This window comes from Sphingobacterium tenebrionis, from assembly GCF_037126265.1.
Lineage (GTDB): Bacteria > Bacteroidota > Bacteroidia > Sphingobacteriales > Sphingobacteriaceae > Sphingobacterium > Sphingobacterium tenebrionis.
This window is the reverse complement of sequence record NZ_JAYLLN010000026.1, coordinates 1-14,854: the sequence shown is the minus strand read 5'-3', so window position 1 is coordinate 14,854 and position 14,854 is coordinate 1. Positions and strand designations below refer to the sequence as shown.

At 40.0% G+C, this 14,854-nt stretch carries 15 protein-coding genes; 6 read left to right on the top strand and 9 right to left on the bottom strand.

Translation table 11 applies throughout. From position 1 onward, the window contains the following. Nucleotides 1–5: 5 nt before the first annotated feature. From VJ786_RS10975 to purH, 4 genes are all read right to left on the bottom strand, one after another. Complete coding sequence (locus tag VJ786_RS10975) at nt 6–737, bottom strand: helix-turn-helix transcriptional regulator (RefSeq protein WP_099365793.1); 732 nt, start codon at nt 735–737, stop codon at nt 6–8. Nucleotides 738–840: 103 nt separating this feature from the next. Then, nucleotides 841–1,323 (bottom strand): DNA-deoxyinosine glycosylase, encoded by a 483-nt coding sequence (locus VJ786_RS10970; protein WP_099365794.1) that lies wholly within the window; start codon nt 1,321–1,323, stop codon nt 841–843. Nucleotides 1,324–1,377: 54 nt separating this feature from the next. Continuing rightward, nucleotides 1,378–2,034, bottom strand: coding sequence for a hypothetical protein (locus VJ786_RS10965; RefSeq protein WP_144038102.1), 657 nt, complete (start codon nt 2,032–2,034; stop codon nt 1,378–1,380). Nucleotides 2,035–2,418: 384 nt separating this feature from the next. Beyond that, nucleotides 2,419–3,945 carry a bifunctional phosphoribosylaminoimidazolecarboxamide formyltransferase/IMP cyclohydrolase gene (gene purH / locus VJ786_RS10960; protein ID WP_099365796.1) on the bottom strand — a complete coding sequence of 509 codons (1,527 nt, stop codon included), beginning with the start codon at nt 3,943–3,945 and terminating at the stop codon, nt 2,419–2,421. A 69-nt stretch (nt 3,946–4,014) separates the two neighbouring features. Here purH and VJ786_RS10955 point away from each other — a divergent pair, with 69 nt between their 5' ends. After that, nucleotides 4,015–5,208 (top strand): alpha/beta hydrolase-fold protein, encoded by a 1,194-nt coding sequence (locus VJ786_RS10955; RefSeq protein WP_099365811.1) that lies wholly within the window; start codon nt 4,015–4,017, stop codon nt 5,206–5,208. A gap of 24 nt (nt 5,209–5,232) precedes the next feature. Here the strand turns inward: VJ786_RS10955 and purN are convergent, their stop codons facing one another. After that, nucleotides 5,233–5,808, bottom strand: a complete 576-nt coding sequence (purN, locus tag VJ786_RS10950; RefSeq protein ID WP_099365797.1) for a phosphoribosylglycinamide formyltransferase — start codon at nt 5,806–5,808, stop codon at nt 5,233–5,235. 117 nt (nt 5,809–5,925) lie between these two features. On the opposite strand from purN, the gene VJ786_RS10945 reads away from it, so the two are divergent. From VJ786_RS10945 to VJ786_RS10935, 3 genes are all read left to right on the top strand, one after another. Beyond that, nucleotides 5,926–6,429 carry a TlpA family protein disulfide reductase gene (locus VJ786_RS10945; RefSeq protein ID WP_099365798.1) on the top strand — a complete coding sequence of 168 codons (504 nt, stop codon included), beginning with the start codon at nt 5,926–5,928 and terminating at the stop codon, nt 6,427–6,429. Nucleotides 6,430–6,682: 253 nt separating this feature from the next. Beyond that, nucleotides 6,683–7,117, top strand: a complete 435-nt coding sequence (locus VJ786_RS10940; protein WP_099365799.1) for a helix-turn-helix domain-containing protein — start codon at nt 6,683–6,685, stop codon at nt 7,115–7,117. Between the two features lie 81 nt (nt 7,118–7,198). Beyond that, nucleotides 7,199–7,573, top strand: coding sequence for a RidA family protein (locus VJ786_RS10935; RefSeq protein ID WP_099365800.1), 375 nt, complete (start codon nt 7,199–7,201; stop codon nt 7,571–7,573). Nucleotides 7,574–7,682: 109 nt separating this feature from the next. On the opposite strand, the gene VJ786_RS10930 is transcribed toward VJ786_RS10935, so the two are convergent. Genes VJ786_RS10930 through VJ786_RS10915 form a run of 4 tightly spaced genes read right to left on the bottom strand, consistent with a single transcriptional unit; the run spans nt 7,683 to nt 11,807 of the window. After that, nucleotides 7,683–9,134, bottom strand: a complete 1,452-nt coding sequence (locus VJ786_RS10930; RefSeq protein WP_099365801.1) for a serine hydrolase domain-containing protein — start codon at nt 9,132–9,134, stop codon at nt 7,683–7,685. A gap of 20 nt (nt 9,135–9,154) precedes the next feature. Further along, nucleotides 9,155–9,898: a LytR/AlgR family response regulator transcription factor gene (locus tag VJ786_RS10925; protein ID WP_099365802.1), complete on the bottom strand. Its 744-nt coding sequence runs from the start codon at nt 9,896–9,898 to the stop codon at nt 9,155–9,157. Next, the gene (locus tag VJ786_RS10920; RefSeq protein ID WP_099365803.1) at nt 9,891–10,934 is read right to left on the bottom strand and encodes a sensor histidine kinase; all 1,044 of its coding nucleotides are present in this window, start codon (nt 10,932–10,934) and stop codon (nt 9,891–9,893) included. The genes VJ786_RS10925 and VJ786_RS10920 overlap by 8 nt, the downstream gene beginning before the upstream one ends. Before the next feature lie 3 nt (nt 10,935–10,937). Beyond that, nucleotides 10,938–11,807: a LiaF transmembrane domain-containing protein gene (locus VJ786_RS10915; RefSeq protein ID WP_099365804.1), complete on the bottom strand. Its 870-nt coding sequence runs from the start codon at nt 11,805–11,807 to the stop codon at nt 10,938–10,940. Between the two features lie 269 nt (nt 11,808–12,076). Between VJ786_RS10915 and VJ786_RS10910 the strand changes: the two genes are divergently transcribed. Both VJ786_RS10910 and VJ786_RS10905 read left to right on the top strand, forming a co-directional pair. Then, a complete protein-coding gene (locus tag VJ786_RS10910; protein WP_099365805.1) occupies nt 12,077–12,415 on the top strand; it encodes a DUF3276 family protein in 339 nt (112 codons plus the stop codon). Between the two features lie 93 nt (nt 12,416–12,508). Then, entirely contained in the window at nt 12,509–14,638 is a 2,130-nt protein-coding gene (locus VJ786_RS10905; protein WP_336557706.1) for a S9 family peptidase, read from the top strand. Nucleotides 14,639–14,854 lie beyond the last annotated feature (216 nt).

Below are 14,854 nucleotides of genomic sequence, written 5' to 3'. Positions count from 1 at the left end.
CTGCCTTAGCGGAAATCAAAAGGGTCAAATTTATGTAAATCGGATTCCTCCTGATTGTTATTCATCAATTGGAAGGAAAAGGTATCTCCCAAACTGATCAATTCACTTATTTTATTGATTTTAAGTTTTTTATAGATCGTTTTGCTATGCGTCTGCACGGTGGAGGTGGAAATAAACAATCGACCTGCAATTTCTTTTTTACTTACGCCATCGATCAGGAGTTGAGCAATCTCTTTTTCCCTGCTCGTCAGCTGATTGATCAGGTCTAATTTGCTGGTGCTGCCCTTTTCCGAACTTTCTTTTGCTACGGTGATAGCATATTTAGGTTTTCCATTCTCCGTTCTGATGATGGTTTTGGAAGTCCCGATCACCAGCCTAAATTCCTTGCTATGATGCAGGAGCTTGTAATCCAGGTTAAGGTAGGAGGGTTTATCCTTACGGAAGAAAGTCAGGGAATTTAATAAACTGTGGTAAGTGCTGGTATGTATGGTCTGCAGGTAATAAAGGTAATCCATTCCGGTCAACCAATTTTTTTGAAATCCATAGAACAGCCGCATGGCATCATTGATACCGATAGGCCGGTAGAATTCCACATCATGAATGGTAATCAGATAGGGGGAGCTATTGATCAGGTCCATAAACTCCTCCGTTCGAACACTGGAAGTATTGGAAAGATTTGCCGATTTGATCTGCAGAACAAGCTGCTCAAGGGCATCTTCTAATTCCTTAAATCTCATAATAATTGGACGTGCTAATAATGGTTTCTTGAAGTTACGTCATTATATCTTATTATGAAAAAGGTTTCCCGTATTTTTTTTAACACCTAAACAATTTTCCGCATCAAATGAAAACCATTACCCATTTTTCGTATAATTTTTCCAGGTTATAGCTGGCATTTGCAGGGCTCGTACTCGGCAATTCATGATACTGAATGCCATCTATGCGTTCAAAAAATCGATCGTACAGATGCATCGCTTTTTTTCCATTAAAAAGTACATGTTCAATCCCCGGATTTTGCTTTAGCAAATCCAGTATATCATTAGGTACTACCTCCTGAATCGCCGTATCCATACTCCCCACCCGAAATGCCGTCCCGCAAACATCCCATACCGCGATATGATGCTTAAGAAGAAATCGCTTTTTATCGGCATAATCCAACATGCTATCCTCCTGAAATATCATCCCCAATAATCTCCAAAACCTATTCTGCGGATGCCCATAATATTCCTGTTTCTCCAGCGAAAGATCCCCTGGCAACGAACCAAGAATCAGATACCTCGAATTCAAATCCACTATAGGCCTAAACGAACATTTTATAGCCATCTACTTATTCTCCCTAATTCCAATCCACAACCTCCATTCACTAATCCCCATTCACTAATCCCTCTCCGCTTTATAATTATTCGCCTTTATCTTCATAAACTTTTGAAACATATCCAGGTTCACCTGCGCCCTATCCCTTGTTCCTGCCACATCTTCTTCCTGTTCTTTCGTCCCTATAAATTTGAAAAATTTCCCATCATAATAATAAAACCGATCCTCCCCAAACTTCTTCGTCTTATCCATATCAAATTCCGGCGCATACATATGACTGTTATAATTATACCTTTCCTCAAAAACAAAGGAAACCTTATTATCCAATAAATAATACTTCGCCAAGGTATATCCAGACTCCCCATAATAAGAGACATCCAACTTCTCCAACACCTTATTTTTGAAATAATAATAAACCATACCACCTTCCGTAGACTCAAAAATTTCAGCAGAATCAATCCGATCCCAATCCCGAATACCCTGAATCCGATCATAATTCGCTCTCACCACCTTTAAACTATCCACATTCCCACCATCAGAAAACCCATCCTGTCCCAACACCGAATCCAACCCACTTCGTTCACCTAATCCAACAGTATCTCCCGAACCAACAGAATCATCAGAACCCATCTTACCTCCTCCTTGACATCCCACCAATCCCAAAGACACGATCCCTAAAGCCACCATGCCCATAACTAATCTTAAAAATATGTTCCTCATAACATCCAAATTTCTAATATCTTTAATCTAACATCTATCATCTAACATCTATCATCTACCATCTAACATCTAAACACGCAAATTGTTCCAATTCGGTCCGCTCTGAAACCATACTGAAAGTATACCTAAAGTATGTAAAATGTATGCTTTCCATACTTTTCCTATACTTTAACCCTCCTTTAACCCTGCTTAAACCACGTTTTTACCCCAAATTCAAACATATTTTGAATACACAGGTTAGAAGCCACCTGCAAAAAACAGACAATATTGGTTAAAAAAAAAGCCGATTCAAAACATCTCTGTTCTGAATCGGCTTCATAAATTCTTTGAGCAGTGTCTAACTACTAAATACTATCTACTAAATACTAAAACTTACTACTACGATTAGTGTTTGAAATGCCTAACCCCTGTAGTCACCATAGCCACGCCTTTTTCATTGGCCATATCGATGGACAGTTGGTCTTTGATCGAGCCACCTGGTTGCAATACCGCGGCAACACCAGCATTTCCAGCAATTTCCACACAGTCTGGGAAAGGGAAGAAGGCATCAGATGCCATGGAGCTACCTTTGATATCGAAACCGAAAGATTCCGCTTTTTCGATGGCCTGTTTAAGGGCATCCACGCGTGAAGTTTGGCCAACGCCAGAGGCGATCAAGGTATTATCCTTAGCAAATACAATCGTATTAGATTTGGTATGTTTTACAATTTTATTGGCAAAGTATAGATCCTGCAATTGTGCTTCATTTGGTTTTACCGTGGTTACTGCGGTCATTAATTCAGGACCTTCCACTGTATTGTCCTTATCCTGCATGATCACACCATTCAACAAAGTCTTGAATTGCTGTGTTGGAAGTTTCACTTCTTTACGGCGAAGGATAATTCTATTTTTCTTTGCGGTAAGAATAGCCAGTGCATCTTCCGAATAAGCCGGAGCGATCAATACCTCAAAAAACAGGTTATTGATTTCTTCTGCAGTTTCCTTATCTACTTCACGGTTGCAGATCAATACACCACCAAAGGCAGATACCGGGTCACAGGCCAATGCAGCCAACCAAGCATCTTTAACTGAAGGTCTCGACGCTACGCCACAGGCATTGGTATGTTTTAGGATCGCGAAGGTAGGTTCAGTGAATTCATCAATGATGGCCACTGCCGCATCCACATCCACCAAGTTGTTATAGGAAAGTTCCTTACCATTCAATTTATCGAACATGCCGTCCAAGTTACCGAAGAAAACACCTTTTTGATGAGGGTTTTCGCCATAACGCAATACTTGTGCGGTTTGTTCCGACTGCTTGAATACCTCCAAAGGTTCTTCTTGATTGAAGTAATTGAAGATTGCGGTATCGTAATGGGAAGAAGTGTTAAATGCACGTTTTGCGAAGGATTTACGTTGCTCTAGGCTAGTGCTTCCTTCTTGAGCGGCTAAGATCTCTTCCAACTCGGTATAATCATTCTTTGAAGAGATGATCACCACATCGTTGAAGTTCTTTGCTGCTGCGCGGATCAATGAAATTCCTCCGATATCGATTTTTTCGATGATATCTTGTTCAGATGCGCCTGATGCCACTGTTTCCTCAAATGGATAAAGGTCAACAATAACTAAGTCAATTTCAGGAATGTTATAAGTTTCCAATTGCGCTTTATCATCAGCCAATGGACGGCGAGAGAGGATTCCACCGAAAACATTAGGGTGTAATGTTTTTACACGTCCACCAAGGATGGAAGGGTAACCGGTTAGGTCTTCTACACGTTCAACTGGGATGTTCAGGTCGCGGATAAAGGCTTCAGTTCCGCCTGTGGAATAAAAGGTTACTCCAAATTTGTTAAGTAACTGAATTAGAGGTGCAAGGTTGTCTTTGTAATATACAGAAACTAATGCATTTTTGATCTTTACAGGATGATTCATTGCGTATTGTTTGGAGCGGCAAAGGTAACTATATTTTTTTTATTTTTGATTAGGATTAACCGTATAAACATGAATAAAGCATATTACCTTCTTTTGGGATTATTTCTGGCCTGTACCTGCAAGCTTGCCGCCCAGCCTGCTGTTGGCGATTTTAAGTCTTCACAGGTTTATCTATACGATGCAGAAAAGAGGACCGCTGATGGGAAGTATCGTTTTGAAATTTTCGCGCCTAAAGCCAAGGATGTAAACCTTTTTGCCCATTGGATCGAAGACAATGATTTTGGAAAGAGGCTTATTAAAATGACTGCGGATCGTTCTGGAGAAAATTGGGCGGTTGAACTGGACAGTCTTCCATCCGATCTGTTGCATTATAGTTTTTTAGTGGATGGGATATCGGTTCTGGACTTGAAAAACCCACGGGTAATCCGTGATGGAAATGGCCTATTCAGCTATATCATTCCGGGTGGAGGCGTTGGGGATTATTATAAGGCTCAACAGGTTCCTCATGGAACGCTCCTTCAGACCTGGTATCCTTCGAAAACTGAACATGGGGCGCGAAGGATGAATATCTATCTGCCTCCTGGTTATGAGAACAGCAAACAGAAATATCCGGTTTTATATCTCCTCCATGGCATGACGGGAGATGAGGGGGCATGGGTAGAACTTGGTAGGCTGCCTTTTATTATGGATAAGCTGATTGCTGAAGGCAAGGCTAAACCCATGATCGTCGTGATGCCCAATGGCCATCTGCCCAATGATGCTGCGCCAGGTTATAGCCCTAAAACCTATGCGATAAATGTTCCAGGAAAAGATATTGGTTCTGGTTTGATGGAGAACTCCTTTCCGGAGATTATCCAATATATCGACGGCCATTTCCGAACCAAAAAGGATCGCGCTAACCGAGCCATTGCTGGGCTTTCTATAGGCGGCTCCCATACCTTGTTTATTTCTGCTAACTATCCGAAGACTTTTGATTATATCGGACTGTTCTCCGCGGCTTTCAAGATGGGGAAGATGGCCGATCTACCGGTTTATACCGATTTTGATCAGCACTTACTGACCCAAAAGAAAAATGGATATAAGCTGTACTGGATGGGAATGGGGAAACGGGACTTTCTGTACCAAGTAGGGGTAGATTATCGAAAGAAATTAGATTCCATACAAATGCCATATACCTACCATGAATCCGAAGGAGGCCATAGTTGGTCCAATTGGCGGAAGTATATGCTGGAATTTGTGCCTTTGTTATTTAAGGAAAAATAATTAATAATCCCTTCGAAAGGCTGATTAATTGTATTTCTTCAAAAGGTTTTCAATAACCTTTGGGTAGTGCAGGTGTTCCAATTGCTGTCCATTGAACTTGATGATCTCCAAGGTGTCTCCAGGTTCCACACGGAATTTTGCCTGATAAATAACCTCGCCCTCATCAAAATGCTCATTCACGAAATGAATGGTGATTCCATGTTCCTCTTCTCCGGCATCCAAAATAGCCTTATGCACCCGATCACCATACATGCCTTTGCCACCGAATTTCGGTAAAAGGGCAGGGTGTATATTAATGATCTTATTCGGGAAAGCTTTCAGTAGGTTTTCAGGTACCAACCATAAAAATCCAGCCAGAACAACCAGGTCAATTTCCAAACGTTTTAAGAGGTTAACCACTTCATCCGTTTGATAGAAATCGTGCTTATCAAATACATGGGTTGGGATTTCGAAATTATCTGCGCGTTGAAGCACAAAAGCTTCAGGATTGTTGCTCAACACTAAAGCAACTTCTGCAGAGTCGGAGTATTTGAAATGCTCCATGATCTTTTGGGCATTGGACCCAGACCCAGAAGCAAATATGGCAATACGTTTTTTCACTCGTTTCGTTAATAGTAATGTTTAACCTGATAAAAATCAAATATAGCGTTTTTTTGTCAAGGGAATGCCTTTAATATGAATATTAGGTATTTCCGTAAGGATTTGTTAAATTGAGGTATGTTACAGAAAAAATCCTTTCTTTTTGCTATAATCCTGTTTTTTGCCATAAAACTTCATGCACAAGTCCCTGATAGTATTCCTCCTTTCCATAAATTTAAGGATTATGAACTCGGAGCAACTTTTTCGCGCGACTCTTTAAATAAGGACCATAAACAGGTGTTCATCCTCTATGATGCAGGTTGTGGTCATTGTCAGGAATTAGGGCATGAATTCGCCAAGGCCATTCCAGAATTGGACAGCCTAGTGGATTACTATTTCATTGCCATGCAGGAGAAACCTTTGGTTGAAGGCTATATCAACATGTTTGCTAAGGAATTGAAGAACTACGCCAATGTCAAGTTCCTCCACGATCCGGAAGGGGAGTTTATCTTGAAGTTCCATCCGAAGAATTTCCCAGCCACCTACATCTATGATCGGAAGACCTCCAAATTGCTATTCCAAATAGATGGGGAGAGCAAAGTGGCAAAAATGTTACCATTTCTGAAAAAGCAAAAAGAGTAAATAGTTCAATTTACTTAAAAGGGCTTTTATTTTCCTAATATTAAAATTTAACATTTCATTAAACAAAAATTTCCGTAGCTTTAGCTTGTCAAAGGCGAGTAGTGGAAATTCTTGTGGAATTTCCTTATTCTTTTCATTTTAGTCTACCTAAAAATAGCATCATCCCCACCTATGAAAAGAACAATCTACTCTTAACAGCTGAGAACAGAGCTGTAAGGAATGCCTATGAGTAAAATTCAATTGATGCTATAGAATGATTAATATTTATAAAGATCTGAGTTATAGGGATGAACAGACTTTTAAAGAGATAGAAGCCCTGATCTTAAAAATAGAAGAGGGTAACAAAAAAAGGGTAGAACAATTACAAATTCCAAATTGGGTAAATACAGCAAAAGAGTATCTTTTGGAGAACTGGAACAAAACAGTTGGTCTGGAAGAATTGGCCGCTTTATGCGGTGTCCATAAGGTCACCATTTCGAAATATTTCCCGAAATATGTAGGAAGTTCGCTACGGCTTTACCAAAGAAAAGTGCGGATTATTCGGGCAATTGAATTGATACGATCGAAGAAATATTCCCTTACAGAAGTGGCTTTTTTGTGCGGTTTTGCCGATCAGAGCCATTTTACACGGTTCTTTAGACAGACCGTTGGCTGCTTGCCAAAAGAGTTGCCCATGGACGAAACTTAGTCCTTACGCTAATATCGTTCTATTTTAATTTTTAAGCATGAGGTTATTTTGTAAGGGGAATGATGAAAATAATTGTTGAACATGAAAATATTACAAGGTAGTCGGATACCTAAAGCCAATGGACACTATAGTACGGCCATAGTGTCCAACCATTTATTGTTTGTTTCTGGACAATTGCCTATATCGAAAGAAGGAAAGGATTATGAAAATGCGGAATTTGAGGAACAGTTCAATGTGGTTTTCCATAATCTGGAAGACATCCTATTGGCCTCATCGACCAACTTTCAAAAAGTAGTAAAAGTGACCACCTACCTCTCCGATGTGCAATATTGGAAGCAATTCAATGCTTTATTTGCCGATTTTATCGGTAAACACAAACCTGTAAGAACGGTGATAATCGTGCCTGAGCTTCCGCAGGGATTCAAGCTCGAGGTAGAGATCATCGCCGAGGTATAAAGCACACAAATAAACCCGTATATGCTCCTGACGTTTTAACAGATGGAGAAAAAAATAGCGGGAAGTCTTTAATGGACTTTCCGCTATTGTTTTTTTATGTTGAGGTATATTACTTAGTAGTCAATACCTTTTCAAGTAACTGTATGCCTGTTTGGGTTACATCGATCTCCGAATTGGATAGGATGATCACGACCGACTTCTCATCAGGCACAAAGCCAACAAAGGAACTGGAACCCGCTGTTCCACCATTATGCCAATAATAGGTCATGCCCTCCAACATGTTCATGTGCCAAGCCATACCGATATCGGAATTTGGTGGCACAAAAAAAGTGAATTGTTTAGTGAGGTTCATCGCTTTTTGGATATCCGTTTCTGGATAGGTCAATTGCGCAATGGTATATCGCAACATATCGTTCAAGGACGATTTCAATGCTCCTGCACCTGCCATTGCTTGAAAATTCCAAAAAGAAACTTTCGTTCCTTCCTTATTATGGGGAGGGGCAATATTCTTATTTTTCGGATCGATTTTATCGGAAGTATTGGTCATTTCCAATGGAACAAGTATGGATTCCTTGACCAATTGCATATACGGTTTTTTCTGGATGATGGCTATCAATTCGGCCAATAGTCCAAAACCTAAATTGCTGTAGGCATATTCTGTCTCTGGATCTCCCTTTGCTTTGTAATTTTTTAAATAGGCGAATAGTTGTTTCCTATCGTAAAAGGCATAAGGATCATCCATAGAGAATTTCGGGCCTTTATTCCAGTTATCTGCCAGTGCTGGCAGGCCGGAAGTGTGGTTCACTAAAGATTTAAAGGTGATTTTTTTAATGTCCGGATTCTGGGCTATGGAATCAGGAAGAAACTTAGCGATGCTATCCTCCAGGTTGACCAATCCTTTGTTTACCATATCCGCCAGTAAGGATGCAGTAAATGTTTTACTGATGGATCCGATTTCAAATAGGGTGTTGGCATCCGGAAGCTTATTGTTTCCTTTGTCGGTTTCCCCATAGAAAAACGTATTGATTTTGTTCTTATGGATAATGGCTACCGCCAGACCCTGTGCATTTCCTTGTTTGGCATAGTTCCGAGCAACCGAGTCCACGAAATTATCCAATGGATTCGTTGCTTTAACATTGGAGATGATATCCTTTTTAGCGCTTGCTGCCGAGTCGGCTTTCGCATCGCCCTGGTAAGGTTGGAAGGCAAGGGTATGGTAATGCATGGTTGAATCAACCCCTAACAAAATAGTCATGGTCTCTTGTTCAAATTCCGTTTTGTAGCTGGCTACTCCACGGTTGTATTTGAAGACAGTGGCATTCTTTATTTTGCCCAAGACCGATAACTGGGTCAATATGCCCGTTAATTGGGACCTACTGATCTGCGATTGGAAATCTTTATTCGCTAATTGATAGATGGAATCGGGCTGTTGGGAATTGATGAAATATTCAATCCGGTTAAAAACAGCCCTATTGTTTTTTTCTTCCAAAGATTGTCCTTTGGAAAAAGAGATGGTTAAAAAGGAGATGAGGGTAAAAATGCCCAGTATTTTGGAATTCATATCCAAAAGTACAAAACAAATTACAAACCGATAATCTGTTTTAATCTGGCATACCCTGATTTGGAGATATTGACTTTTCCTCCGCTCAAAAGGGTAGCGATATAACTGTCCTTTTCCATGGGTTCTATTTTCTGCAATTGGTCTACTTTCACGATGAAGGAGCGGTGCACCCTGACGAACTGTTTGTTGTCCAATTGTTTTTCAAAAGAACTCATGGTTTTGTTCTTTAAGAACATGCCTTCGGAGGTATGGATTTTAACATAATCATCATAAGCTTCCAGATATAGGATCTGTTGAACAGGTATGATTTTAATCTGGGTTCCATTCTTAACTACGATCCGCTCCAAAGAGCTTTCTTCTTCCATGGACTCCTGAAGTTTTTCCGTGTCGATTTTAGGGCTGCTTTTCGTCTGAAAGGATGCTTTGAATTTATCAATAGCTTTCTGGAAACGATCTGGGCGAATAGGTTTTAATAAATAGTCGACCGCATTTTTCTCAAAAGCTTTCAAGGCATATTCATCAAAGGCGGTGGTAAAAATGATGTGGGGTTGGTTGTCCAATAATTCCAACATTTCAAATCCTGTTAATTTAGGCATCTGAATATCTAGAAAAACCAGGTCAGGTTGGTGCTGATGAATGGCTTTTACACCTTCAAATCCATCATTACATTCTGCCAATACCTGAAATTCAGGGTACTGCTGTAGGTATTCAAGCACCATGCTGCGTGCTAAAGGTTCGTCGTCAATTAAGATGGTCTTAATCATATTGTGGGATTCTTAAAATTGAAATAAATGTGTTTCCTTCTTTCTTCGTCTGTAGGAGATCCGTTCTGCCATATAGTAAATATAGCCGTCTTTGAATGCTGGAGAGGCCGAAGCCAGTCCCTTTTTTCTGTTCATGTTGGTCAGCTTCAAAAGGATTGCTGATTTTTATGGTCAGCATTTTTTCTGCTAAAGTTAGGGAAATTTTGATCACCACTTCCGTAGTAACATTATATAAACCAAACTTAATGGCGTTTTCTACCAAGGGCTGTAGGATCATCACTGGGATTCTGCCTTGCAGAACATCCTCTTCATAATGGAATTCCGTTTCCAGGCGATGGCCAAACCTCACCTTTTCAATATCGAGGTATAAGCTGAGATGGGAAATTTCTTCTTCTACTGTAGTGAATTGCGCATCATCTTTCCGCATGGTCCCCCTAAGAAAGTCGGATAGTTGAAAAGTCATGTTCCTGGCCTCCATCGGCTTACTTCCGATCAGGGCAATGATGGAGTTTAGACTGTTGAACAGGAAATGGGGTTGTAGTTGTTGGCGAAGGTTATATAACTCCGCATCCCGGACCATTTTCTCGCTCTCCTCCTTACGTTTTTTATTCCCCATCGATTCTTCTTGGATGTTCCAAAACACATTGATGGTCATCACGCAGGTGATGATCAGGAAGTTGATGACAAAACGGAAGGGTAGGCTGAAATTAAGGTATATCAATTCCTCGTCGGAAATAAACTGAACAATCAAAAAACGAGTTATTGTAATACTTATCAAGGAAAAAATGGCAGCCAGTGCGAATAATTTCCAATAATTCCTGTTATTCGGGATGTAATACTGTAAGGAACTGAACACCAGGTACGAAATACCGGTAATGGTCAGTGCACTGATCCCAGCATCATAAATAGCGACATCCCTAGCGATCTTTGACCACCATAAAAGTCCATACATGATGGCCAGGTATAAACCACAAATAATCCAAGAGGTACCATGGATTATCGATCGTTTGGATTGTTCGCTAATGGGTTTTGCCATGGCCTAGCTGTTCTTTATCGTAATGCTTCCAAAGATCGAGGTACCTGTGATATAGATCTTCTTGTTGCTGTCGGTCGTGATCTCGAAATGTGGTCTACGATCGTCTACATCACCAAAAATGGACGATACGTTGGTATGTACGCGCCAATGCATCGGCACAATGATCTTGGTGCTTCCGAACAACTGGAAGGTGTCGATGACTACCGGTTGGTTCAGGTCTGCCTGTAAGAAGTTCAGGTTGGTGCTTCCGAATATACTGGTGATGTTTCCGCCTAGAAAATTTTTGCTCAAAATGATCTTTTTGGTATCACTGAAGAAATTATCCACTTTGAGGTAGTTCTCAAATTCGGGCAGGTAATTCTTAAAACCAGTTATCTTACGCTCTGCGTTTGGGCTTTGAGCGTAAGAATCTGATGATGTTTTTGTGGATGATTCACTGGAAGGGGTTCCTGTAAAGGTACTGTCTACCCGCTTGTCCCAATCAAATTCGTCATCCTTTGGAGGAGTAGGTGGCAATTGCGGCCTGGTTTTGTTACGATTAAGTAAATACAGACCTAAAATAATGGCTGCGGCCGGGATGATGAATCTACCGATATGTAAGCCCAATTCATTCCTTAAGAAAAATACCGATCCGATCGCTATTAAAATAATAGATGATTTTTTCTCGAATTTGGAATTTACACCGATAACCAAACCAATGATGATTAAAATAGTCTCCCATCCAAATAACCAACCTGGGATGATATTACCCAAGTTCATTTGCTTCATCAATAGGGCAAAGCCTAAAAAAATGATGATAGCACCTACTATGGTTGAGGTATTGTTGTTTTTTGGAGGCCTCCCGTCGATCTCGTTTCTGTTTTGATTGTTCATTGTCATTTGTCTTTTGATTTAGTTTACTCAAAAGTATTGCGAATATAAGCATCAGCACATAGCAAATAGGTCTTTTGCCTCATTTTTTCGGTGAATGTGTGGAAATCTTCGGTGAAAATTCTATCCATGAATTTTATGATATCTGTAGAATGAGTGAATAATTTAATTAATATAATAAATAATTTTTACAAAAATTTGGATGTTTGAGTTTAATTATTATATATTTATGACTGAAAATAGAGGATTAAACTTAAATATTAACAAATCTAATGGGAGATTTTGATAACAAAGAGCGTGAAGAGGTATTTTCAAAAAAGGTGAGAGCGGGTAAACGTACTTATTTTTTTGATGTAAAAGCGACTCGTTCCAACGACTACTACGTAACGATTACGGAAAGCAAGAAACGTTTTGAAGACGGCCAATTTATTAAGCATAAGATCTTCCTTTATAAGGAGGATTTTGAGAAGTTTGCCGAAGGCCTTCAGGATGTGGTAGAATACATTAAATCCAATCAGGAAGTGATTGAGAAAAGATATGAGCCTAACTCGGAAGATTTAGGGTATGAGAATAATGGTCGTCTGGTAGAAAAAGATGATTATTCTTTTTAAGTAACAAAGATATACCGTATAGGGAGCCACTGTAAAAAGTGGCTTTTTTTTGTTAACTTCGACATCCAATTGAAAAAAAATAATAAGAGATTTATGAATAAACTGTTTTCAGTTAGTAGTGCCGTATTTTTTATTGCGGTTTCACTGGCAAATGGTCAAACCAAGAAATTAACTTCTGCCCAAGCCTGGGGCCAAGAACAGTCCTTAACCAAAAGCATCGGCCGTTATGAATGGGCAGATGCCGATCATTATATTGAGCGCAGTGATGCAGAATATAAAGTGAACGTGAAGACTGGGAAAAAGGAGAAAATGACATTCAATAGGAATGAAGTTCAAACTCCTCAGAATTTTACCCGCGTATATTTGAGGGACAACGATATCTATATCCAAACGAATGGCGGAGAGGGAAAGCAGATTACAAATAGCCCAAAAGATGCAGAGCGTAATCCGACTTTGTCTCCAGATAAGAAATATGTTGCTTTTACCAGGAACAATGACCTATATAGCGTCGATGTAGCCACTGGAAAAGAAGTGCGGTACACCTCTGATGGAACCGATGTGATATATAACGGTTGGTCTTCATGGGTCTATTATGAAGAGATTTTAGGTCGTGCTACGAATTACAAAGCTTTTTGGTGGTCTCCAGATAGCAAAAAAATTGCTTTCATGCGTTTTGATGACACCAAAGTACCTATGTTTCCGATCTACGGATCCAAAGGTCAGCATGGTTATTTGGAAGAGACTAGATATCCTAAAGCCGGAGATCCCAATCCAGAAGTAAAAGTCGGATTTGTAAAAGTGGAAGGTTCACCGGTTGTATGGGCAAGTTTCAATGAAAAAGATGATCAATATTTTGGTCAACCTTATTGGAGCTTCAACAGCAGCACGATCATGGTTCAGTGGATGAACCGTGACCAGACCAACCTGAAGTTTTATGAAGTAAATCCGGAAACTGGTGCGAAAAAAGAAATCTATAATGAAGAACAGAAATCTTGGATCAACTTAGATCATGATGAGCGGATTACCTATCTGAAAGATAATAAACATTATATCCTGAAATCGGATAAAACGGGTTGGGCCCATTACTATCTATATAAATTGGATGGCACCTTAGTGAATCCATTAACTTCTGGAGATTGGCAAGTAACCGATCTTACCCGTGTTGATGAGAAAGAAAAGGTGGTGTATTTTATGGCACGCAAGGAAAATTCTGCAACACAAGATCTATATCGGGTGGATTTCAATGGAAAAAACCTGAAACGTCTAACGTTCGGTGATTATACCCACAGCGTGAGCATCGCTCCTGAATCGAAATATTTCATTACTACTTATTCTAATATCCACACCCCAACGAAAGTTGCGTTGCTGGATAATAAAGGAAAAGTAATCCGTGAATTAGCAGATAGCAAATCTCCTGATTTCGCGACCTATAAAGTGGCTAAGCGTGAGTTTGTTACCATCCCATCGGACGATGGTAAATTTCAACTTCCAGCTATCATCACCTACCCAACAGATTTTGATGAGACGAAGGAATATCCGGTTATCATGAGTATCTATGGTGGACCAGACGCTGGTACGGTTAGAAATACCTGGAAAGGTGTGGCTGGAGAATACTGGGCACAAGAGGGGATCATACAGATCGAATGTGATCACCGTGCGTCAGGGCATTTCGGTAAACAAGGGGTAGCTTGGATGCACCGTAATTTAGGAAATTGGGAATTGGTGGATTATATTACCATTGCCAAATGGTTAAAAGCAAAACCTTATGTTGCCAAAAATAAATTATTGATGACTGGCCATAGTTATGGGGGTTATATGACTTGTTTGGCGCTGACCAAAGGGGCGGACTATTTTGATTTTGGAATAGCGGGTGCTCCAGTGACCAGTTGGGAACTTTACGATACCCACTACACCGAAAGATGGATGGATACGCCACAGGATAATCCAGAGGGATATAAAAATGGTTCTGTTTTAACTTTTGCAAATAAATATAAAGGCAGATTGCGTATCCTTCATGGGGACATGGACGATAATGTGCATATGCAGAATACCATCCAATTGGTAGATGCCTTGACCAGTAGATCTGTGCCATTTGAGTTGATGATCTACCCGGGAAGTCGACATGGGTTTGATCGTTCAAAATCTAACTATGACTTCAAAGAGCGTGCTCGTTTCTATTACCAGTACTTATTGGAGAAACCGGTTCCACAAGATATCAGATAAAAGTTAAAAAAGGCTAAGAAAATGTATGAGGGCACTGAAAAAGTCCCCTTTTAGAATGGGCTAAAAAAAGGAGTGGAAAACAACAGTTTTCTGCTCCTTTTTTCTTATCTTAAAGTAGGCTTTAACGGATATCAGGATGCTTTCTACCCAACAAAAAATTCAGTTCAGTTCCTATTCGGGATTGTACGATATCATTGTTCCAAAAGACAATCTACT

What these genes read in the sequence shown, in the direction of transcription:
- VJ786_RS10910 (WP_099365805.1), top strand. Translation starts at nt 12,077, where the DNA reads ATGGGAGATTTTGATAACAAAGAGCGTGAAGAGGTATTTTCAAAAAAG.
- purH (WP_099365796.1), bottom strand. Translation starts at nt 3,945, where the DNA reads ATGAATCATCCTGTAAAGATCAAAAATGCATTAGTTTCTGTATATTAC.
- VJ786_RS10905 (WP_336557706.1), top strand. Translation starts at nt 12,509, where the DNA reads ATGAATAAACTGTTTTCAGTTAGTAGTGCCGTATTTTTTATTGCGGTT.
- VJ786_RS10925 (WP_099365802.1), bottom strand. Translation starts at nt 9,898, where the DNA reads ATGATTAAGACCATCTTAATTGACGACGAACCTTTAGCACGCAGCATG.
- VJ786_RS10945 (WP_099365798.1), top strand. Translation starts at nt 5,926, where the DNA reads ATGTTACAGAAAAAATCCTTTCTTTTTGCTATAATCCTGTTTTTTGCC.
- VJ786_RS10930 (WP_099365801.1), bottom strand. Translation starts at nt 9,134, where the DNA reads ATGAATTCCAAAATACTGGGCATTTTTACCCTCATCTCCTTTTTAACC.
- VJ786_RS10970 (WP_099365794.1), bottom strand. Translation starts at nt 1,323, where the DNA reads ATGGCTATAAAATGTTCGTTTAGGCCTATAGTGGATTTGAATTCGAGG.
- VJ786_RS10940 (WP_099365799.1), top strand. Translation starts at nt 6,683, where the DNA reads ATGATTAATATTTATAAAGATCTGAGTTATAGGGATGAACAGACTTTT.
- VJ786_RS10955 (WP_099365811.1), top strand. Translation starts at nt 4,015, where the DNA reads ATGAATAAAGCATATTACCTTCTTTTGGGATTATTTCTGGCCTGTACC.
- VJ786_RS10975 (WP_099365793.1), bottom strand. Translation starts at nt 737, where the DNA reads ATGAGATTTAAGGAATTAGAAGATGCCCTTGAGCAGCTTGTTCTGCAG.
- VJ786_RS10965 (WP_144038102.1), bottom strand. Translation starts at nt 2,034, where the DNA reads ATGAGGAACATATTTTTAAGATTAGTTATGGGCATGGTGGCTTTAGGG.
- VJ786_RS10920 (WP_099365803.1), bottom strand. Translation starts at nt 10,934, where the DNA reads ATGGCAAAACCCATTAGCGAACAATCCAAACGATCGATAATCCATGGT.
- VJ786_RS10935 (WP_099365800.1), top strand. Translation starts at nt 7,199, where the DNA reads ATGAAAATATTACAAGGTAGTCGGATACCTAAAGCCAATGGACACTAT.
- VJ786_RS10915 (WP_099365804.1), bottom strand. Translation starts at nt 11,807, where the DNA reads ATGAACAATCAAAACAGAAACGAGATCGACGGGAGGCCTCCAAAAAAC.